Raw genomic sequence first — 20,293 nt, forward strand, 5'->3', positions numbered from 1 at the left:
TCGCTCCCTTCCCGCGGCGCCCATCGGAAAGTAGCGACGTGGAGATCTTGGCATTCGTTGCTTTCGTTCCTGCCGAGAAGGGGGGGCGTTTGCGCCCGCCGGCAAGCGGTTACCGCTCGACCGTGTGGTTCGGTTCCACTGCCGACGACGGCGAGGAGACGCTCCGGGACTTCGAGTTCGATTTCCCCGGATCCGGGGGTGATGACACGATCGTCTTTGATCGAGAAGTAGCCGTGGTCATGCGCCCCGTCGACGGCGATGATCTGGACGGCGTTCTAGCCGTTGCGGGTCAGCGATTCGAGGTCCGTGAGGGGTTTCGAACCGTCGGAGTAGGGCATGTTCGCTGACTAGTGTGCGCCAAACGATGGCCATCCTCGGAATGCCTTGGCCCGCCGTTGGAGGGTCGATAGCGCTGCTCGCCGTGCTCGTCGTCGGCGGGCGCGCGGTAGTACGAATCTGGCGCGACCCGGAGGCCCCGATCCCTGACACGCGAGGGTTCTTGTCGGAGCGGCAGTATCGACAGGCGGCACCGTTCGGCTTGGTCGTGTTCACGGCGGTCATTGCTGGCCCATGGGTGGTGGCGGTCATTGATTCGCCGGCTGCCAACTGGATGGTCGCTCTGACGTTGGTCGCGGGCAGCGGGTCGTGGTTCGCGATCTTGCTGACGGGTCGCCCTCACCGCCTGATTCCGCCGCACCTTCGTCCATGGAAGCTGCGTCACACGGACGACGCCAACGAGGAGTGGGATCGCGTGGGCACACTGGCCGCGCCCATCACGACTGTGTGGGATGCGCTTGGTTCGCGAGCGCGGCCGCGCCGACGCGTAGCCGCGGGACCGCTTCTGGTGTGGCGTGGCAACGACGGCATCCTGCTGTCCCCGGACCCGGATCGCTCGGACGTCACGATCGTGAGGGCAACGTTGTCGAGGGCGGACGCTGAGCGGCGGTTGGTTCGGTTGGGGATTCGCGTGCGGCTCGAACCGATTGGCACCGAGGACGATGTTCAAGCCGGATCCAGCTGACGCCCGGCCGCCCGACGAACCGGATCACTTGGATGCACGCTGACGCGAGCGCTCGCTGCCGAGTTTGTGGGCTGGCGCAGTCGCCTGCTCCTTGGGGTGGGGACGGGCGGACTCCGACCTACGAGTACTGCCCCTGTTGCGGCACCGAGTTCGGCCACCAGGACGCGACGCTAGCGGCTGTGCTTCGGCAGCGGGACGCGTGGCTTTCGGCGGGCGGTGTTTGGAGCGACCCGGACGCGATGCCTTCCGGTTGGCGATTGGACGAGGCTCGGCACGCGATCCCAGCCGAATGGCGTAGCGACGGTGGGCCTTAGCCCACCCACCCGGGGGCCCTTCACCCTCGTGACCCGCACCCCGCCACCACCCGGCCCTACCGTCGTCCGACGATGCACGCGCTGCCCGACGACGCCCTGGTGCCCTTCCCGACCGTGGGCCGCGTCTACCGGCAGCAGCTGCGGGTCACGCACGGGGACGTCACGCCGCTGGGGCGATCACGGTTGGATGCGATCGCGTCGTGGTTGCAGCACCTGGCCTTCTGCGACGTGGTCGATGCGGGGGTCGCTCATGATGCGGCGTGGATCGCGCGGCGGACGCGGATCCGGATCGAGCGGTTCCCGCGCTTCGGTGAGGTCCTCGAGCTCCGCACCGCGTGCTCTGGCGCCTCCGGGCTCTCGGCCGAGTGGCGCACGGCCATCCGGGGCGAGCACGGCGCCGTCGTGGAGGCCGCCACGCTCTGGGTCTCCGTCGACCCCGTCAGCTGGCGCCCGCGCCCCAACCCGGCCGAGATGCGCGCCGTCTTCGGGCCCTCCACCGAGGGTCGCCGGGTCCGCGTCCGCCTGACCCACCCGCCTGTCCCGGACGACGCCTCCCGCAGCGGCTGGCACTTCCGGACCGCCGACCTCGACATCGCCGGCCACGTCAACAACGCCGCCTACTGGCAGGCCGTCGAGGAGGACCTCCGCGACCTCTCGCCCGACGCCCTGCTCGAGGCCGAGATCGAGCACCACGACGCCACCGGTGCCGGTCCCGCCGTCGTCCGCCGCTCCGGCGACCGAACCTGGATCGAGGATCCCGCCGGCCGCTGCTGCTCCTCCTTCCTCGTGCGCCCGATCGGCCCCGCGGCCCCCCCGTCCCCGACGACTTCCTGAAAGATTTTCAACAACTGGTCGCGGGTCGGCTATACGTCTTCCATGACCCAAGACCACCCGACCGCCGCGGGCCGCCTCGGCCGCGGTCGCGTCGCCGCGGGCACGCTCGGCTCGCTCGCCGCCTGCGTCCTGCTCGCCGCCCCCGCGGCCGACGCGGCTCCGCGCCCCGCCGACACCGTCCTGCGCGGCGGCACCATCCGCACCGTCGACGCCAAGGACCGGGTCGCCCAGGCGCTCGCCATCCGCGACGGCCGGATCGTCTACGTCGGCTCCGACAAGGGCGTCCGCGCCTACATCGGGCGCAAGACCCGCGTTCGACAGCTGCGCGGCCGGACCGTCGTCCCCGGCCTCCACGACGCCCACGCCCACGTGCTCTCCGGCGGCCAGGCCCTCGTCCGCTGCGACCTGCAGTACGCGGGCCTCACCACCGCCGAGTTCCAGGCCCAGATCCAGGCCTGCCTCGACAAGGAGAAGGACGTCCCCGCCTCGCGGCCGATGGTCGTCGTCGGCTGGTACCGGCAGGCGATGAAGCCGGCTGGCACCGACGCCACGCGCGCCACGCTCGACGCGCTGAAGACCGACCGGGTCGTGATCGTGCAGTCGACCGACGGCCACAGCTCGGTCGCCAGCTCGAAGGCCCTGGCCGCGGCCAACATCACCGCCGCCACCGCCGATCCGCCCGCCGGCCACATCGCCCGCGACGGCGCCGGCGAGCCGACCGGCATCCTCGAGGATTCCGCCCAGGGCCTCGTCCGGACCCTGATCCCCGCCCCGACCGCCGCCGACGACCTGGAGGCGATGACCGCCGCCGTCCAGGCCCTCAGCCGCCAGGGAGTCACCTCGGTCGCCGACCAGGGCGCCGGTGCCCCCGCGCTCGCCGCCTACCGCACGCTCTGGCGCCGCGGCAAGCTCACCGTCCGCGTCAACGCCACGCCCAACATCCCGTTCGTCGAGGCCCAGAAGAGCATCAAGGACGGCGTCGCCCGGCTGCTCGGGCTGCGCAAGACCTACGAGACCGGCGCCGTCGGCCGCAAGCCCGGCATCCGCGTCCGCGACACCGGCGAGCTGTCGCAGGACGGCGTCCTCCAGGCCCCGGCCCACACCGCCAGCATGCTGGCGCCGTACTTCGACGCCCACGGCGGCGCGACCAGCGACGCCGGCCCCGCCCCCTACTACCCGACCGCGGTCCTCCAGCCGCTGGTGACCGAGCTGGTCAAGAACGGCTTCACGCCCCAGATCCACGCGATCGGCGACCGCGCCGTCCGCCACACGCTCGACGTCTACGGCCAGGTCCGCAAGAGCTACGGTCCGCGCAAGGCCCGGCTCTCGATCTCGCACGCCGAGGTCGTCGACCCGGCCGACCGCGGCCGCTTCAAGAAGCTCGACGTGACCCCGGTGATGTCGTTCCAGTGGGGCAAGCCGGCTCCCGACTCGATCGAGGCGGCCAAGGCCTTCATGGGCCCGACCCGCTTCGACCACATCGAGCCCGAGGGCCGCCTGTACCGCGCCGGCGCCCGGATCTCCTACGGCAGCGACTGGCCGGTCGACGCGCTCAACGAGTGGTTCGCGATCGAGGTCGGCATCACCCGCCGCAACGAGCCGGACAGCGGCTACAAGGGCCGCCTCAACAGCGACCCCGGCCTGCCGGCCAAGGAGGCGCTGCGGGCGATCACCTACAACAGCGCCTACGCGATGAACCAGGAGCGCAAGACCGGCTCGCTGGAGCGCGGCAAGCTCGCCGACCTGGTCGTGATCGACCGCGATCCGGTGCGGGTCGACCCGGCCAAGATCAGCGAGACGAAGGTGCTGGAGACGATGGTCGGCGGACGCGTCGTCTACCAGGCCAAGTAGCTCAGGCTTCCGATCCAGGCCCGGCGGCGCGCGCGTCGCCGGGCCGCTCCCCCAGGCCGACCGTTCGCAGGCGCCGCTCCAGCGCCCGCAGCACGTCGGCCCGCAGCGACGGCTCGACCAGGTCGCCCCAGGCGGCCACCGCCGCCGGCGCCTCGCCGGCCAGCCGCCGGGCCAGCGCCGCTCCGTCGGCTCGGTCGACCAGGATCCGCATCCCCAGCGACACGTGCCAGCGCTCGTCGCGCTGGATCCGCTCGAAGCTCTCGCGCACGCCCTCCAGGCCGTGCTCCGCCGCCAGGTCGACCAGCGCGTGCTGGCCGGCGACGAACACCACGCCCTCCAGCAGCCCGTGGTAGAGCGCGACCGCCGCGCCCAGCCCCGCCGCGTCGAGCGTCGCCGCGACCGCCGGCAGCCGCTGCTCGAAGAGCGCCACGAAGGCCGGGTCGAGCAGCGGTCGCGGATCCTGCGCGGGAGCGGCCAGCGCCGACCACAGCCGCTCCAGCGCCCGCGCGTGCCGCTGCTCCTCGCGCGCCTGCGCCCGCAGCACCTCGGTCAGACCGGGATCGTCGGCCACCGGGGCGAACGGCGCCAGGTGCTCGGCGACCGCCCGCTCGCCGACCAGGAACCCGGCCAGCAGGCCGAGCGTCCGCCGGCGGACGTCCTCGGGCAGCCCCGGCCAGGCCGCCCGGTCGGCGGTCAGGTCGATCGCCTCCGGATCCCAGGCGCCGCGGGCCGAGATCGCCAGCAGGCGCTGCGGGTCGGGCAGCCGGGTGCGGACGGTGCTCACCGGTCGATCATCGCGCGTCCGCCCGCCGGCTGTGACGTTCCGGTCGGTCAGCGACCGGAACGTCGCAGCGGGGCGGCCGCGGTACGGCCTACGACGCCCGCAGGCTGTCGGCGGCGAGCCAGACCACGAGCGCGGCGGCGGCCGTGGTCGCGGCGGCGAGCGCGAACGCCGACGCCACGCCGAGCCCGTCGATCAGGACCCCGCCGAGCGCCGAGCCGAGGCCGGCGCCGGCGAAGATCCCGCTGCCGAGCCAGGTGTAGGCCTCGGTCGTCGTGCCCTTGGCGGCCAGCTCGCCGGTCAGCGCGTAGACGACGGCGAACAGCGGGGCGACCGCCGCGCCGGCCAGCATCAGCGCGCCGCCGAGCGCCCACAGGTTGCCGGCCGTCACCGCCAGCAGCCCGTGGCCGGCGGCCGCCGCCACCAGCAGCACGGTCAGCGTCCGGATCGGGTGCGGCGACGCGCCGCGGCTGGCGGCGTAGAGGCCGGCGATCAGGCTGCCGGTGCCGTAGGCGGCCAGCAGCAGGCCGACCGTGCCGGCGCCGCCCGCGTGCTCGGCGGCGGCGGTGATCGTCACCTCGGCCGCGCCGAAGGTGGCGCCGACGCCGAGGCCGACGGCCAGCAGCGTCCGGATCGCGGGCGACCGCAGCGCGCCGCCGCGGCTGCCGGCGCTGCGCAGGGCGGGCATCGTCCGCGACGGCCGCGAGCCGGCGAAGGCCAGCGTCGACAGCAGCAGCGCGGCGGCCGCGAAGACCATGCCGAGCGCCGGGTCGTGGGCCGCCACCAGGCTGACGAAGACCAGCGGCCCGACCATGAACGACAGCTCCTGCAGCGAGGCCTCGACCGCCAGCGCCGCGTGGCGGACGTCGGGGTCGGGCAGCATCCGCCGGAAGAGCGTCCGCAGGCAGGCGGCGACCGGGGGCTGGGCGGCGCCGCCGATCACGGCCAGCGGCAGCAGCGCCAGCGGCGAGGTCCCCGCCGGCAGCAGGCCGGCGGCGAGCAGCGTGGCGGCGGCGACGACCGCGCTGACGGTCAGCACCAGCAGCTGGCCGCGGCGGTCGATCGCGCGGCCGAGCAGCGGGGCGCCGGCCGCGATGCCGAGCGCGCCGGCCGCCGCCACCGCGCCGCCGAGCGCGTAGCTGCCGCCGAGGTCGCGGACCCGCAGGATGAAGAGCAGTCCGAGCACCGCCTCGGGGGCCCGGGCCACCAGCGACAGCGCCAGCAGCCGCGCCACGCCGGGCGCGCGCAGCGCCGCGGCCACCGGCGAGGCCGGGGTCGGGGCAGGGGCAGGAGCCGGGGTCGCGAGGGTGGTCGGGACGGGGGCGCCGGAGCGCGGGGGGTGCAGCAGCAGGTCGGACATGAGCGATCGCCGGAGCGGGCGCGCAGGGAATCCGCGGCCAGGGGCGACTGGTATTGATGATCGTATCATTACTTAGTGTGCGGAATATCCGGACCGGCAGCGCGCGCGGCGGCCGACCCGCGACCGTCGTCGGGGACCGACCCCGACCGCTCCCCGGGGGGCCGTGCGACTTCCGGCGGAGCCGCGGGGGAGCCGCTTCACCCTTCCGGTCGACGACAGCGCCGAAGCCGCGCCGTACCGTCGATGGCGTGGTCCCGTCCCCCCACGCCGCGCCGGCCGCCGCCCCGTGATCGACGACCTGCTCGACCTGGCCGAGGGCGCCGTCTCGTCGCCCTGGTTCTTCGTCGCGATCTTCGCCTTCGCGGCGATCGACGGCTTCCTGCCCGCCGTCCCCAGCGAGAGCCTGGTGATCACCGCCGGCGTCTTCGCCGCCGCGGGCGAGCCGAGCATCGTGCCGGTGATCGCGGCGGCGGCCGGCGGCGCGTTCGTGGGTGACCACCTCTCGTACCTGATCGGCCGCAAGGCCGGTGGTCCGCTCCAGCGGCGGCTGCGGGAGGGCACCCGCCGCCACGCGGCCTTCCTCTGGGCCCGCGACACGCTGGTGCAACGGGGCGGCACGATCCTGATCGTCGCCCGCTACATCCCGGGCGGCCGGACGGCGGTGACCCTGACCGCCGGTGCCGTCGCCTACCCGCGGCGGACGTTCACCCCCTTCGTCGCGGTCGCCGCGCTCTCGTGGGGCGTCTACAGCGCGATGATCGGCTACCTCGGCGGCCACGCCTTCGAGGACCAGCCGCTGAAGGGGCTGGCGCTCGGGTTCGGGCTCTCGCTGCTGCTGGCCGGGGCGATCGAGCTGGCGCGCCACCGCGCCGCGCGCCGCCGGCGGACGACCGCTACGCCGCCGGCCCCAGCATCGCGTCGACCCCGTCGTCGACGACGCTCGCCGCCTGCGCCCGATCGATCAGGCTCGACCGCAGCGACGGCGCCAGCCCGTCGACCACGGTGATCAGGAACAGCGCGACCCGCTCGCGGTCGACGCCGTCGGCGATGCTGCCGTCGGCCTGACCGGCCTCGATCAGGCCGGCGACGTGGGTGATCCAGGCCGCCTGGCGGGTCCGGACCGCCTCGTGGATCACGGTCGAGAAGGTCGCGTGGGTCCAGACCTGGTGCCACAGCTCGAGGCCGTCGTCCGGCTCGGCGTCGGCGCGGACGCAGCCGTGGAGGAACGTCGTCAGCCGCGCGCGACCGGGCGCGTCGGCGTCGTCCTCGGCCTGGAGCGCCTGCAGCGAGCGCTCGTCGGCGCGCACGAACGCCTCGAGGATCAGCTCCTCGCGCGAGCGGAAGTGGGTCGAGACGAGCGGCTGCGAGACCCCGGCCTCGTCGGCGACGTCGCGGATCCGGAAGGCGTGCAGACCCTGGGCGACGATCACGCGGGCGGCCGCGTCGAGGATCTCGGCCCGACGCTCGGCGAAGGTCAGGCGGGTACGAGGTGCCCCGGACATCGGTCCCAGTATCCCAGTCCTGGCGCGCCACGACCCCACCACCGCGGCGCACGCCGGCCGCCGCGCTCGGGCCGTGTGGAGCAGGCGCTAGCCTCGCACCCAGCCATGGCCGCCGCGAAGGATCCCTCGAACGCCGCGATCGCCGAGCTGCTGGACGAGCTCGGCGACCTCTACGAGCTGGACGGTGCGGTGGTCCACCGCGTGCTCGCCTACCGCAACGCGGCGAAGGCGATCCGCGACGCGCCGCGGTCGGTGGCGGCGATGACCCGCGAGGGCACGGTCACCGAGCTGGCCGGCGTCGGCAAGACGCTGGAGGAGAAGCTGACCGCGCTGATCGAGACCGGCACGATCCCGGCGCTGGAGAAGCTGCGCGGGCGGGTGCCGGCCGGCCTGATCGTGATCACCCGGCTGCCGGGACTGGGGCCGAAGCGGGCCCGCAAGCTGTTCGACGCGCTCGGGGTCGACGGCCCGCAGGCGCTGCGGACGGCGATCGAGCAGCACAAGGTCCGCGACCTGGCCGGGTTCGGGGCCAAGAGCGAGGAGAAGCTGCTGGCCGCGCTCGACGCCGCCGGCGACGCGGTCGACGGGCCCAAGCGCGAGATCCTGTCGCGGGCGCTGGCCGTCGGCGAGGCGCTGGTCGAGGAGCTGCGCGCCCACCCGTCCAGCGACCGGGTCGAGCTGGCCGGCTCCGCCCGCCGCTGGGCCGACACGGTCAAGGACCTCGACATCATCGCCACCGCCGACGATCCGCGGGCGCTGATCGACGCCTTCGCCGGCTCCGAGCTGATCGCCGAGGTCGAGCGCTCGGGCGTCGCCGGGGCCCACGCCGTCGCCCAGTCGGGGATCGCGATCGACCTGCGGGTGGTCGCTCCCGAGCAGTTCGGCAACCTGCTCCAGCACTTCACCGGCTCGAAGGCCCACAACGTCGCGATCCGCGAGGCGGCGGTCCGCCGCGGGCTGCACGTCTCCGAGTACGGGATCCTCGACGACGAGACCGGCCAGAGCGAGCGGTTCGCGCGCGAGGAGGACGTCTACGCGCGGCTCGGGCTGCCGTGGATCCCGCCGGAGCTGCGCGAGGACCGCGGCGAGCTGCAGCTGTCCGAGCTGCCGCCGCTGATCGAGCCGGGCGACCTGCGCGGCGACCTGCACATGCACACCACCGCCAGCGACGGCACCGCCAGCGTGCGCGAGATGGCGGAGGCGGCGCGGGCGCTCGGGCTCGACTACGTGGCGATCACCGACCACTCGGCGTCGCACGGGTTCGGCAACGCGGTCTCGCCCGAGCGGCTGCGGGAGCTGATCGCCGAGGTCCGCGCGGTCGACGACGAGCTGGAGGGGATCACCGTCCTCGCCGGCAGCGAGGTGAACATCGGCGTCGACGGCTCGCTCGACTACGACGACGAGCTGCTGGCCGAGCTGGACTGGATCGTCGCCTCGGTCCACACCGCCTTCACCAGCGACCCGACCGCCCGGATCGTCGCCGCCTGCGAGCACCCGCTGGTCGACGTGATCGGCCACCCGACCGGCCGCAAGCTGGAGGAGCGGTTCCCCTACGACCTCGACGTCGACGCGGTGATCGCGGCGGCCAAGCGGACCGGCACCTTCCTGGAGATCAACGGCTCGCCGCGCCGCCGCGACCTCAACGACGTCCACGCCCGCGCGGCGCGCGACGCCGGGGTGCTGCTGACGATCGACTCCGACGCCCACCGCACCGACACGCTGACCAACACCCGCTGGGGCGTGGCGACCGCTCGCCGCGCCTGGCTGTCGGCCGCCGACGTCGCGAACACGCGCCCCTGGCCCGAGCTGCGGGCGCTGCGCAAGGGCGGCCGCTAGGCCGTCGAAGCTCTCGCGTGGCGGATCGGCCCCGGACGCCGGGGGTCAACCGCCACGCGAGCGGGGGGCGGACCAGGCGCTCCACAGGCGCGCGTAGCGGCCGCCGCGGGCCAGCAGCTCGTCGTGAGCGCCCTCCTCGACCACCCGGCCGGCCTCGAGCACCACGATCCGGTCGGCGCTCGCCGCCTGGGTCAGCCGGTGGGCGACGACCAGCGCGGTGCGGCCGGCCAGCGCCCGGTCGGCGGCGGCCTCCAGCGTCCGGGCGCCGGCGCTGCCGGCCTCGGCCGTCGCCTCGTCCAGCAGCACCACCGGTGGGTCGCGCAGCACCACCCGCGCCAGCGCCAGCTGCTGCGACTGGGTCGCCGTCAGCCGCTGGCCGCCCTCGCCGACGACGGTCGCGAGCCCGTCGGGCAGCGCCCGCACCCAGTCGGCGGCCCCGACCTGGTCGAGCGCCGACCACAGCCGCGGCTCGTCGGCCTCGGGCGCGGCCAGCCGCAGGTCGTCGGCGAGCGTCCCGGCGAAGACGTGGACCTCCTGGGTGACCAGCGCGACCGTCCGCCGGGCCCCGTCGGCGCCGAGTTCCTCGAGCCGCGCGCCGCCGATCCGGACGTCGCCGTCGGTCGGCCGGTGGATGCCGGCGATCAGCTTCGCCAGCGTGGTCTTGCCCGCGCCGGTGGTGCCGATCAGGGCCACCCGGTGGCCGTCCGCCACCCGCAGGTCGATCCCGTGCAGGACCGGGTGGCCGTCGACGTAGCCGTGGCGGACGCCCTCGACCGCGATCGACCCGTCGCCGGGCCGGGCCGGGCGCTCGGGCTCCGGCTCGGGCGCGAGCTCGGCCACGCCGACCAGCCGCGCGACGGCGGCGGTCGCCTCCTGGAGGTCGTCGAAGAGCATCAGCAGCTCGCCGATCGGGTCGAACGCGCGGTGGAAGTAGAGCGCGCCGGCGGTCGCGGTGCCGACGGTGATCGCGTCGGCGTCGACCAGCAGGAAGCCGGTCACGAGCACCGCCGACAGCCCCAGCAGCTCGGCCCCGTTGAGCACGTGGAGGAACCCGCGCAGCCGCGCGACGGCCAGCATCGCCACGTCGAGCGCGGTCTGCGACCCGGCCCGGACCCGCTCCTCGCGGCCCGCGCCGAGCCCGAGCGCGCGGGCGGTCGCGGCACCGCCGACCGCGTCGAGCAGCTGCTGGGTGCGCTCGCCCTGGGCCTCGCGCTGGCGGCGGTAGATCGGCACCACCGTCCGCAGGTACCAGCGCAGGCCGAGCAGCTGGATCGGCGCCGCCACCAGCGCGGCCAGCGCCAGCCGCCAGTCGAGCAGCAGCAGGCCGACGACGGTCAGTGCGACCGTCAGCCCGGCGCGGGCGATCGCGGGGAAGACGAACGTGACCGCCTGCGAGACGACCGCGACGTCGCCGCTGACCCGGCTCAGCAGGTCGCCGGTCCCGGCCCGCTCCAGCCGTGCGACCGGGATCGCCAGCGCCCGCGCCACCACCCGCTCGCGGAGGCGGGCGAGGATCGTCTCGCCGAGTCGCGCGGTCAGCGCGGCGCCGGCCCCGGAGAGCAGGCCCTGGACGAGCGCCGCCGCGGCCAGCAGCAGCGCCGGCGCGGTCAGCGCGCCCGACCCGTCGCCGTCGACGACCACGTCGACCAGCCGCCCCAGCAGCGGCGGCACGACCAGGCCGACGGCGGCCGCGCCGAGCAGCACCAGGAGCGTCGCGACGGCCAGCCCGCGGTGGTCGCGGGCGAGCGCGGCGACGGTCCGGCGGGCTTCGCGCGGGGTCGCGGTCGGCAGCAGCTCGGGGGCGCTCACCGCAGCACCGCCTCGCGGTAGCGGTCGACGGTCCGGGCCAGCTCGTCGTGGGCGCCGGCGGCGGCGATCCGTCCGCCCTCCAGCAGCAGCACCCGGTCGCAGGCGGCCAGCAGCGCGGGGCTGGTGGCGATCACCAGCGTGGTGCGGTCGCGGCGGATCGCGGCCAGGCCGGTGGCGATCCGGGCCTCGGTGACGGCGTCGACCGCGGTCGTCGGGTCGTGGAGCACGAGCACCGGCGGGTCGGCGGCCAGCGCCCGGGCCAGCGCCACCCGCTGCCGCTGCCCGCCGGAGAGTCGTCCGCCGCGCTCGCCGACGGGGGAGTCGGCGCCGTCGGGCAGCGCGGCGATCGCCTCGTCGGCTCCCGACGCGGCCAGCAGCGCGGCGCGGCGGTCGCCGTCCAGCGGCGGCCCGGCGACGGCGGCGGTCAGGTTCTCCTCGACGCTGCCGGCGAAGAGGTCGGCGTCGTGGTCGGCGACCAGCAGCAGCCGGTAGGCGTCGGCCACCGGCAGCGCGTCGATCGCCGTCCCGTCGACCGCGATCGTGCCCGCCCGCGGGTCGCGGCGGCGGGCCAGCCGGTCGAGCAGCCGGGTCGCCTCGGCGGGGTCGGGGGCGACGATCCCGACCTGCTCGCCGGCGGCGACGTGGAAGGTCAGCGGCCCGCCGGGACCGAGGTCGAGCCCGTCGACCCGCAGCGCCCCGGCCGGCTCCGGGGGCAGCGGCGCGCTGCCGCCGGCGACCGCCGGCGGGACGGCCAGCACCGTCGCCACCCGGCCGGCCGATCCGCGCGCCTGGGCCAGCAGCCCGAGCGCCCAGCCGAGCCGCTGGAGCGGGCCGATCAGGAACTGGGTCAGGCCGACCGCGGCTACCAGGTCGCCGATCGAGATCTGGCCGTCGAGCGCCAGCCGCCCGCCGACGTAGGCGACCAGCGCCAGGAAGGCGCCGCCGATCAGGACGTTCGCGCCCTCCAGCACGCTGTCGGCGACCGCCGCCCGCAGGGTCGCGTCCTTGGCCCGCTGGCTGGCCCCGCGGTAGCGCTCGACCGCGGCCCGCTCGCCGCCGATCCCCTTCAGGACGCGGATCCCGCGGACCAGGTCGCTGGCGACGCTGGCCGCCTCGGCGGCGCGCGCCTGCTGGGCGGCGCTGCGCCGTTCCAGCGGCCGCGCGATCAGGGCCAGCGCCACCACCACCGGCGGGGTGCCGAGCAGGATCAGCAGTCCCAGCGGCAGCGAGATCGTCAGCAGCGCGACGGCCGAGACGGCGAGCGCGGCGACGGCGGCGATCCCGACCACGACGCCCTGCAGCCCCTGGGCGGTCTCGCGCGCGTCGGAGCCGGCGACGTTGACCAGCGCCCCGGTCGAGCCGACCGCGTCGGCCGGCGCGTGGGAGCCGCCGACGGCGATCCCGGCCGGGTCGAGGATCCGCCGGGTCAGCCGCAGCCGCAGGTCGTGCTCGCGCTCCTCGCGGGCCCGCATCCCGACGGTGAACTGGATCCGGTAGGCGAGGGTCAGGACGACGAACAGCGCCGCCAGCAGCGCCAGCCACAGCACCAGCGCGCCGCCGTCGCCGGGGGCGATCGCGCGGTCGACGACGACGCCGATCACGACCGGGACCAGCGCCTCGGTGGTCTGGTGCAGGATCCCGCCGGCCGCGCTGATCGCGATCCGTCGCCGCTCGTCGCGCACGACCTGACGGAACAGGTGGGCGCCGCGGACCGGTGGGTCGGGAGGAGGCGCGACGTCGACGGCACCCGGGAGCGGGGCGGACATCGCGAGTTAGGTTACCCTGACGCGCTGCCCGCCGGCGGCCGCCCGAAGACCATCTCGGCGGCCGCGACGTAGAGCGCCGACGCCTGCTCGACCAAGGTCTCGCGCGGGGCCCGGGTCGGGTCGTCGAGCCACCAGTTGGCGAGCACGCCGACGCCGCCGGTCAGCATCAGGCTGACCACCCGCGCCGCGTCGTCGTCGGCGTGGGCGCCGTAGAAGCGCTCGCCGTGGCGGCGGCTGAGGTGGGCCCACTTCTGGAGCATCGTCTCGCGGGCGGCGGCCAGCGACGGGTCGACGGCCGAGTCGGCGAAGACGATCCGGCCCTTGCGCGGGTCCTCCTCGAAGATCCGCAGGCAGCCCTCGATCGCCGCCCGGACCTTGCTGCGGGCGTCGTCGGGCGCGGCCGCCGCGGCGCGGAAGATCTCGTCGGAGATCTCGCGCGCGACCGCGTCGTAGAGCGCGGTCAGCAGCGCCTCGCGGTTGGCGAAGCTCTCGTAGAAGTAGCGCGTGGCGAGGCCGGCGCGGCCGCTGACCGAGCGGACCCCGATCCCGCTCAGGCCCTCCTCGCCGAACAGCTCGAGCGCCGCGGCCAGCAGCCGCGCGCGCCGCTCCTCGCCGCGCTCGTCCGCGGTCTGGCCGCCGTAGGTCCGGGTGGTCGCCACGAGCGCCATCTTGACACGACCGTACGCAGATGCAACCCTGCGGCTCTGCGCACGACCGTGTGCAGATCGACCGCGAGGAACCCGAGATGACCACCGACCGCACCCTCTCCGGCAAGACGATCCTGATGTCCGGCGGCAGCCGCGGCATCGGCCTGGCGATCGCGCTGCGGGCCGCCCGCGACGGCGCCAACGTGGCGCTGCTGGCCAAGACCGACCAGCCGCACCCGAAGCTGGAGGGCACCGTCCACACCGCGGCGGCGGAGATCGAGGCCGCCGGCGGCCGGGCGCTGGCGATCGTCGGCGACGTCCGCGACGGCGACGCGGTGGCCGACGCCGTCGCGCGCACGGTCGACGCCTTCGGGGGGATCGACGTGGTGGTCAACAACGCCTCGGCGATCGACCTGCGACCGACCGCCGAGCTGCCGCTGAAGTCGTTCGACCTGATGCAGCAGATCGAGATCCGCGGCACCTTCGCCCTGGTCCAGGCCGCGATGCCGCACCTGAAGCGGGCGCCGAACGGGCACGTCCTGACCCTCTCGCCGCCGCTCGACCTGGACCCGCGCTGGTTCGGCGGCCACCTCGGCTACACGCTGGCCAAGTACGGGATGTCGATGACCACGCTCGGCTTCGCGGAGGAGCTGCGCCCCGACGGCGTCGCGGCCAACTCGCTCTGGCCGCGGACCCTGATCGCGACCGCGGCGGTCCGCAACCTGCTCGGGGGCGAGGAGTCGATCGCCCGCGCCCGCACGCCCGAGATCATGGCCGACGCCGCCCACGCGATCCTCACCCGCGACGCCCGCGGCTGCACGGGCAACTTCTTCGTCGACGACGAGGTCCTCTGGGCCGAGGGCGTCGAGGACCTCTCCGGCTACCGCACGATCCCCGGCGACGCCCCGCTCGGGATCGACATCTTCCTGCCCGACGCGCCGGTCGCCGACCGCGCGCCGGCGGCCTAGGCGGCCGGCGCCGCCGCGACCCGCGCCTCGGCGAAGGTCACCAGCCGGCGGCGCTCGCGGCACCACAGCTTCAGGCGGGTGGCGCGGAAGCCGTCGGCGATCGAGAGCACGGGGACGCCGTGGAAGATGGCGTTCTCCTCGTGCGCGCGCTGGAGGTTGTAGTTCGGGATCCGCGCGCTCAGGTGGTGGACGTGGTGGAGCCCGATGTTGCCGGTGAAGAACTGGAGCGGCTGGGGCAGCTTCAGGTACGAGGAGCCCTGCAGCGCCGCGTCGGCGTAGCTCCAGTTCTCGCCGCACTCCCAGTAGACGTCCTCGAACTGGTGCTGGACGTAGAAGAGCCAGACGCCCGCGCCGCCGGCCAGCAGCACCAGCGGCGCCTGCACCAGCAGGAACTGGACCGGGCCCATCAGCAGGCAGAGGCCGGCGATCGCCAGCGCCAGCACCACGTTGGTCAGGTGGATGCTGCGCTTGATCCGCGGCCGCGCGTCCTTCGGCACCAGCCGCGGCTGGATCACCAGCGCGTAGAACGGCCCGATCGTGAACATCACCCACGGGTTGCGGAACAGCCGGTAGCCGAGCCGGCCGCCCCACGACATCGCCAGGTACTCGTCGACGGTCAGCGTCGGCACGTCGCCGCCGCCGCGCCGGTCCAGGTCGCCCGCCGTCGCGTGGTGGATCGCGTGGTCGTGGCGCCAGGCGCTGAACGGCGTGTAGACGATCAGCGCCATCACCCGGCCCAGCCACTGGTTGCCGCGCTTGGTCGGCAGGAACGACCCGTGGGCGCAGTCGTGGAAGACGATGTAGGTCCGCAGCAGGAACCCGGCGGCCGGCACCGACAGCGCCAGCGTCAGCAGGTACGAGACGTCGAGCGCCAGGTACATCGCCGCGAACAGCAGCACGTAGGGCACGACCGAGGTCAGCAGGTCGAGCAGGCTGCGACCGACGTGGGGCCGGGCGTACGGCGCCAGCGTCGCCTTCCACGAGGAGGGCTCGGGCGGCGCGGCGTCGCTGGCGGCGGCGGGCGTGATGGTGGACATCGGACTCCGTCGGATCTTTCGGTTTCGAAGGATCCGACGGGCGTACACGTCCGCTGGATCCGGGCCGCGCATTCTCCTGTTCGGGCGCCCTTCGTGTCGCGCCAGGGACGAAAGATCCGGGTTCTGGAGCCGAAGTTGGCGCGTCGCCGCTCGGGTTGGCGCGCCGGAGCGTCGTTCGTGAGAGTCAGCCGTCGCGGCGGGCCGCCCGCACCACCCGCCGCGCGATCGCCCAGCGGTGGGTCTCGGACGGTCCGTCGTAGATCCGGAACGGTCGAACCTCGCGCAGGTAGCGCGACAGCAGCGCGTCGCCCGAGACCCCCAGCGCCCCGCACAGCTGCAGCGCCCGGTCGACCACCCGCCAGGTCGCCTCGGCGCAGAAGGTCTTGGCGATCGCGCTCGACTGGGCGCCCGAGCGGCCCTGGTCCAGCTCCCAGCACGAGCGCACGATCAGCCCGCGCGCGGCGGCGACGTCGATCTCGTTGTCGGCGATCATCGCCTGCGCCATCCCCAGCTCGGCCAGCGGCGAGCCGAACAGCTCGCGCTCGGCCGCCCGCGCGACGGCGATGTCCTGGGCCCGGCGGGCGATCCCCAGCCAGCGCATGCAGTGGGTCAGCCGCGCCGGCGCCAGCCGCACCTGGGCGTAGCGGAAGCCCTCGTCGAGCGCGCCCAGGATCGCGTCGTCGCCGACCCGGCAGTCCTCGAACGTCAGCTCGCAGTGGCCGCCGAAGAAGGTCTGGTCGAGGGTGTCGATGTGGCGGCCGACGGTCATCCCCGGCGCGCCGGCGTCGACGAGGAACATCGTCGCCCCGCCGCGGTCGCCCGCGGCGCCCGACGTCCGCGCCATCACGATCGCGAAGCCGGCCCCGTCGGCACCGGTGATGAACCACTTGCGGCCGTCGATCCGCCAGCCGCCGTCGACCCGGGTCGCGGTCGTCGCCAGCGCGGCCGGATCCGAGCCCGCGCCCGGCGCCGGCTCGGTCATCGCGAAGCAGGAGCGGGTCGCGCCGCTGGCCAGCGGCGCCAGGTAGCGCTCGCGCTGCTCGGGGTTCGCGACCTCGGCCAGCAGGTGGACGTTGCCCTCGTCGGGGGCGGCGATGTTGAGCGCCAGCGGGCCCAGCAGCGAGTAGCCGGCGGCCTCGAAGACCGGCGCCCGGTCGCTCATCCCGAGTCCGTGCCCGCCGACGTCGACCGGGGCGTGGGGGGCGAAGATCCCGGCCGCCTTGGCCGCGTCCTGCAGCCGCGACCGCAGCGCCTCGCCCTCGCCACCGGCCGGCCCGGGCACGCCGCCCAGCGCCTCCTCCTCGGGGATCACCGTCTCGCGCACGAAGGCCGCCGTGCGCTCGCGCAGCTCGGCGCTCTCGGGGCTGGGGTTCAGGTCGATCGGCATCCGGGGACCTCGTCGCGTTCGGGGCTCGCCGGCGGTCCGGAGCGGCCGCCGGTACCGCACGGTACCGACCGCTGGCGGGCGCGGCACCCGCCGATCGGCCGGACCGCGGACCGCCGCCGTCTAGGCCGCGGCGGCCGTCCGCCCGGCCGCGCCCGGCGCCCGCTGGGCCCGCCCGTAGGCCGCCTGCGCCAGCGGCAGGTAGCGCAGCCGCCACGGCAGCAGGTCGACCCGCCGGGCCGCCGTCCGCAGCAGCTCCAGCTCCAGCTGCATCCGGCCGCTCCAGGGCAGCTCCAGCCGCTCGCGGACCGCCGGCGGGAGGGTGCCGATGCTGGCCACCGTCGCCGCCCGTCCGGCCGCGATCCGCATCGGCAGCCAGGCCAGCGCCGGCACGTGCGGGGGCGGCGGGCTGGCGCCGAGGGTCTCCAGGAAGGCGTCGACCATCGGCGTCCGCTCGATCCGCTCGCGCAGCATCTCGCCGTACCAGCGGTCGAACGCGGCCAGGTCGGCCGGCATGTCGCGGTCGCGGAGGCCGAAGCGGCGGCCGACCTCGCGGAACTCGTCGTACATCCGCGCCTCCTCGCCGCGGGTCAGCGGGTGCCTCGACCAGCCGCGCAGCGTGCGGTTGCCGTCGACGCCGGTGGCCAGCACCCACCAGTAGGCCTCGGGCTCGAAGGCGCTGTAGCGCGAGCCGTCGGGCTTGACGCCGCGGATCCCGCGGTGCGACGCCCGCACCTGGGCGCCGACCGCGGCCCCGTCGGCGCCGTAGATCGTCCGCAGCACCAGCCCGAACGAGCCCTGCAGGCGGCCCCACGGGTCCTCGCGGAAGCTCGAGTGGTCGGCGACGCCGGCGCCGATCGTCGGGTGCGCCACCTGCAGTAGGAAGGCCCGGCCCAGCAGCAGGAAGACGCGCACGTCGCCGGCCACGCGCCAGAGCACGCTGTCGGCGTCGAGCAGGGTGGGCTCGTCGGATAGGTCGGTCATCGTGCCGTCTCCACGGGTTGAGACAAGTTAGCGACAGATGTACCATCGTCCGCGCGGCCGCCCACGTCAAGTCCGACGTCGCCCGCGGCCGCCGCCGTTCCCACCGCAAGGAGCACCGTGCCCCTCGATTTGACCGACGAGCAGCAGGCGCTCGTCGCCGCCATCCGCGACTTCTGTGCCCGCGAGTGCGGCACCCGCGAGCAGCGCGACGCGCTGACCGACGGCGGCAGCCAGCCCCACAGCGAGCCGCTGAACCGCAAGCTCGCCGAGCTCGGCTGGCTGGGGATCGCGTTCCGCGAGGAGCACGGCGGGCTCGGCGGCAGCACGGTCGACATGTGCCTCTTCCTGGAGGAGAGCCAGCGCGGCCTGGCCCCGATCAGCGGGATCGGCCCGACCTGGATCGTCGGCGCCGCGTTCGAGAAGTTCGGCAGCCCCGAGCAGCAGCGGGCGGTGATCGGCGGGATCGTGGCCGGCGACTCGCAGGCGATCGCGATGTCGGAGCCCGAGGCCGGCTCGGACGTCGGCGCGCTCGCCTGCCGGGCCGAGCGGGTCGAGGGCGGCTGGCGGATCAACGGCCAGAAGACCTGGATCAGCAACGGCCCCTGGTGCCGGCACATCCTGCTGGTGGCCCGCTCGACGCCGGGTGGCGCCAAGCACGAGGGGCTGACGATGTTCGACGTGCCGGTCCCGACCGAGGGGGTCGAGATCCGCGCGATCAGCACGATGGGCGGCCGCGAGCAGGCCGACGTGTACTTCACCGACGCCTTCCTGCCCGACGCGGCCGTCGTCGGTCGGGTCGACGGCGCCTGGACCCAGCTGATGGCCGGCCTCAACACCGAGCGGCTGATCCTCGGCGCGATGATGCTCGGCCGCGCCCAGCGGGCCTTCGACGACACGCTCGCCTACGTCAAGCAGCGGCAGCAGTTCGGCCGTCCGATCGGCAGCTTCCAGGCGCTCAAGCACCGGCTGGCCGACATCGCGCTCGAGCTGGAGTGCGCGCGGCTGCTGACCTACGACGTCGCCCGCCAGGTCGACGCCGACCCGACTGCGATGCTGGCCCGCGAGAGCTCGATGGTGAAGCTGAAGACCACCGAGCTGGCCAAGCACGCGGCGCTCGAGGGGATGCAGATGATGGGCGGGTACGGCTACGCGACCGAGTTCGACATGGAGCGCCACGTGCGCGACACGGTCGTCTCGACGATCTACGGCGGCACCTCCGAGATCCAGCGCGACATCATCGGCAAGACGCTCGGTCTCTGAGCGGAGAGCATCGGCGCCATGGCCCCGTCCGTCCTCCCTCCGCCCGAAGAGGCCGCCGCGCTGGTGCCGTCGCGGCGCGGCGTCACCTGGCGCTACGGCTCCGACCTGCGGATGGTCGGCTCGTCGGTCTACGTGCTGCTGCTGCAGGTCGCCCACCCGACCGTCGGCGCCGGCGTCCACGAGCACTCGGCCTTCGAGCTCGACCCGTGGGGCCGCCTCCACCGGACCCTCGACTTCGTCTCGACGATGGTCTACGGCGGACCGGAGGCGGCGGCCGAGATGGGCCGGCGGGTGCGGGCGATGCACCGCGGGATCCGCGGGGTCGACGAGCAGGGCCGCCGCTACAACGCGCTCGAGCCCGAGGCCTACGCCTGGGTCCAGCTGACCCTGGCCGAGGGCATGATCGGCGGCCACCGGGCGCTCGGCCGGCGGCTGCGGCCGGCCCAGCGCGACCAGCTGTGGCAGGAGTGGCGGCGGGTCGGGCGGCTGCTCGGCGTCCGCGAGCGCGACCTGCCCGACAGCTGGGAGCAGGCCGAGGCGCTGCGCGACCGCACGATCGCCGAGCGGCTGGAGCACACGCCGGCGGTCGACCAGGTGCTGCGGCTGGTGCTGGCCCCGCCGGCGCCGCCGCTGCCGGGGCTGCCCGGGTGGCTCTGGCGGATCGTCAGCGCACCGGCGGCGCGGATCGGGCTGCTGATCACCGGCGGGCTGCTGGGGCCGGTCCTGCGCGAGCGCTTCGGGCTGCCGTGGAACCGTCGCCGGCAGGCGATGTTCCGGCTGCTCGCCGGGCTCTCGCGGTTGGCGACGCCGGTCTTCTGGCTGCTGCCGCCGCTGCGGATCTTCGGCCCCACCTACCTGCGGATCCGGCGCGGGATCACACGCCGGCCGGCGGTCGAGCGGGTGGCCGTCGACCTGCCGCCTCGGGTCCCCGAATGACGC

18 protein-coding genes are annotated in these 20,293 nt (G+C 75.0%); 9 read left to right on the forward strand and 9 right to left on the reverse strand.

Features of this window, described 5'->3' with window-relative positions; translation table 11 throughout:
- Positions 1 to 38: 38 nt before the first annotated feature.
- The 4 genes from SH587_RS04270 (at position 39) to SH587_RS04285 (ending at position 4,020) form a co-directional block, all read left to right on the forward strand.
- On the forward strand, positions 39 to 347 hold the full coding sequence (locus SH587_RS04270) for a hypothetical protein (protein WP_320669332.1): 309 nt from the start codon (positions 39 to 41) through the stop codon (positions 345 to 347).
- A gap of 74 nt (positions 348 to 421) precedes the next feature.
- Positions 422 to 1,021, forward strand: a complete 600-nt coding sequence (locus SH587_RS04275; protein ID WP_320669333.1) for a hypothetical protein — start codon at positions 422 to 424, stop codon at positions 1,019 to 1,021.
- A gap of 386 nt (positions 1,022 to 1,407) precedes the next feature.
- The gene (locus SH587_RS04280; protein ID WP_320669334.1) at positions 1,408 to 2,169 is read left to right on the forward strand and encodes an acyl-ACP thioesterase domain-containing protein; all 762 of its coding nucleotides are present in this window, start codon (positions 1,408 to 1,410) and stop codon (positions 2,167 to 2,169) included.
- A gap of 42 nt (positions 2,170 to 2,211) precedes the next feature.
- Positions 2,212 to 4,020, forward strand: coding sequence for an amidohydrolase (locus tag SH587_RS04285; protein ID WP_320669335.1), 1,809 nt, complete (start codon positions 2,212 to 2,214; stop codon positions 4,018 to 4,020).
- 1 nt (position 4,021) lies between these two features.
- On the opposite strand, the gene SH587_RS04290 is transcribed toward SH587_RS04285, so the two are convergent.
- Both SH587_RS04290 and SH587_RS04295 read right to left on the reverse strand, forming a co-directional pair.
- Positions 4,022 to 4,804 (reverse strand): ribonucleotide-diphosphate reductase subunit beta, encoded by a 783-nt coding sequence (locus SH587_RS04290; RefSeq protein ID WP_320669336.1) that lies wholly within the window; start codon positions 4,802 to 4,804, stop codon positions 4,022 to 4,024.
- 88 nt (positions 4,805 to 4,892) lie between these two features.
- Positions 4,893 to 6,161: an MFS transporter gene (locus SH587_RS04295; protein WP_320669337.1), complete on the reverse strand. Its 1,269-nt coding sequence runs from the start codon at positions 6,159 to 6,161 to the stop codon at positions 4,893 to 4,895.
- Between the two features lie 286 nt (positions 6,162 to 6,447).
- Here SH587_RS04295 and SH587_RS04300 point away from each other — a divergent pair, with 286 nt between their 5' ends.
- Complete coding sequence (locus tag SH587_RS04300) at positions 6,448 to 7,167, forward strand: DedA family protein (protein WP_320669338.1); 720 nt, start codon at positions 6,448 to 6,450, stop codon at positions 7,165 to 7,167.
- Here SH587_RS04300 and SH587_RS04305 read toward each other — a convergent pair.
- A complete protein-coding gene (locus SH587_RS04305) occupies positions 7,055 to 7,663 on the reverse strand; it encodes a TetR/AcrR family transcriptional regulator (RefSeq protein WP_320669339.1) in 609 nt (202 codons plus the stop codon). The genes SH587_RS04300 and SH587_RS04305 overlap by 113 nt on opposite strands.
- A gap of 105 nt (positions 7,664 to 7,768) precedes the next feature.
- On the opposite strand from SH587_RS04305, the gene polX reads away from it, so the two are divergent.
- Positions 7,769 to 9,499, forward strand: coding sequence for a DNA polymerase/3'-5' exonuclease PolX (polX, locus tag SH587_RS04310; protein WP_320669340.1), 1,731 nt, complete (start codon positions 7,769 to 7,771; stop codon positions 9,497 to 9,499).
- Positions 9,500 to 9,544: 45 nt separating this feature from the next.
- Here the strand turns inward: polX and SH587_RS04315 are convergent, their stop codons facing one another.
- Genes SH587_RS04315 through SH587_RS04325 form a run of 3 tightly spaced genes read right to left on the reverse strand, consistent with a single transcriptional unit; the run spans position 9,545 to position 13,742 of the window.
- Positions 9,545 to 11,308: an ABC transporter ATP-binding protein gene (locus SH587_RS04315; protein ID WP_320669341.1), complete on the reverse strand. Its 1,764-nt coding sequence runs from the start codon at positions 11,306 to 11,308 to the stop codon at positions 9,545 to 9,547.
- Positions 11,305 to 13,074, reverse strand: coding sequence for an ABC transporter transmembrane domain-containing protein (locus SH587_RS04320; RefSeq protein ID WP_320669342.1), 1,770 nt, complete (start codon positions 13,072 to 13,074; stop codon positions 11,305 to 11,307). Before SH587_RS04320 ends, SH587_RS04315 begins: the two co-directional genes overlap by 4 nt.
- Before the next feature lie 11 nt (positions 13,075 to 13,085).
- On the reverse strand, positions 13,086 to 13,742 hold the full coding sequence (locus tag SH587_RS04325; protein WP_320669343.1) for a TetR/AcrR family transcriptional regulator: 657 nt from the start codon (positions 13,740 to 13,742) through the stop codon (positions 13,086 to 13,088).
- Positions 13,743 to 13,819: 77 nt separating this feature from the next.
- On the opposite strand from SH587_RS04325, the gene SH587_RS04330 reads away from it, so the two are divergent.
- Positions 13,820 to 14,689: an SDR family oxidoreductase gene (locus tag SH587_RS04330; RefSeq protein ID WP_320669344.1), complete on the forward strand. Its 870-nt coding sequence runs from the start codon at positions 13,820 to 13,822 to the stop codon at positions 14,687 to 14,689.
- Here SH587_RS04330 and SH587_RS04335 read toward each other — a convergent pair.
- The 3 genes from SH587_RS04335 to SH587_RS04345 all read right to left on the reverse strand — a co-directional run bounded on the left by SH587_RS04335 (position 14,686) and on the right by SH587_RS04345 (position 18,094).
- On the reverse strand, positions 14,686 to 15,726 hold the full coding sequence (locus SH587_RS04335) for a fatty acid desaturase (RefSeq protein WP_320669345.1): 1,041 nt from the start codon (positions 15,724 to 15,726) through the stop codon (positions 14,686 to 14,688). The genes SH587_RS04330 and SH587_RS04335 overlap by 4 nt on opposite strands.
- 184 nt (positions 15,727 to 15,910) lie before the next feature.
- On the reverse strand, positions 15,911 to 17,113 hold the full coding sequence (locus SH587_RS04340) for an acyl-CoA dehydrogenase family protein (protein ID WP_320669346.1): 1,203 nt from the start codon (positions 17,111 to 17,113) through the stop codon (positions 15,911 to 15,913).
- A 120-nt stretch (positions 17,114 to 17,233) separates the two neighbouring features.
- Positions 17,234 to 18,094 carry an oxygenase MpaB family protein gene (locus tag SH587_RS04345; protein WP_320669347.1) on the reverse strand — a complete coding sequence of 287 codons (861 nt, stop codon included), beginning with the start codon at positions 18,092 to 18,094 and terminating at the stop codon, positions 17,234 to 17,236.
- A 117-nt stretch (positions 18,095 to 18,211) separates the two neighbouring features.
- Here SH587_RS04345 and SH587_RS04350 point away from each other — a divergent pair, with 117 nt between their 5' ends.
- Positions 18,212 to 19,354 (forward strand): acyl-CoA dehydrogenase family protein, encoded by a 1,143-nt coding sequence (locus tag SH587_RS04350; protein ID WP_320669348.1) that lies wholly within the window; start codon positions 18,212 to 18,214, stop codon positions 19,352 to 19,354.
- Positions 19,355 to 19,372: 18 nt separating this feature from the next.
- Complete coding sequence (locus tag SH587_RS04355) at positions 19,373 to 20,290, forward strand: oxygenase MpaB family protein (RefSeq protein ID WP_320669349.1); 918 nt, start codon at positions 19,373 to 19,375, stop codon at positions 20,288 to 20,290.
- Positions 20,291 to 20,293: the final 3 nt, after the last annotated feature.

It is taken from the genome of Patulibacter defluvii (genome assembly GCF_034096925.1).
Taxonomy (GTDB): domain Bacteria; phylum Actinomycetota; class Thermoleophilia; order Solirubrobacterales; family Solirubrobacteraceae; genus Patulibacter; species Patulibacter defluvii.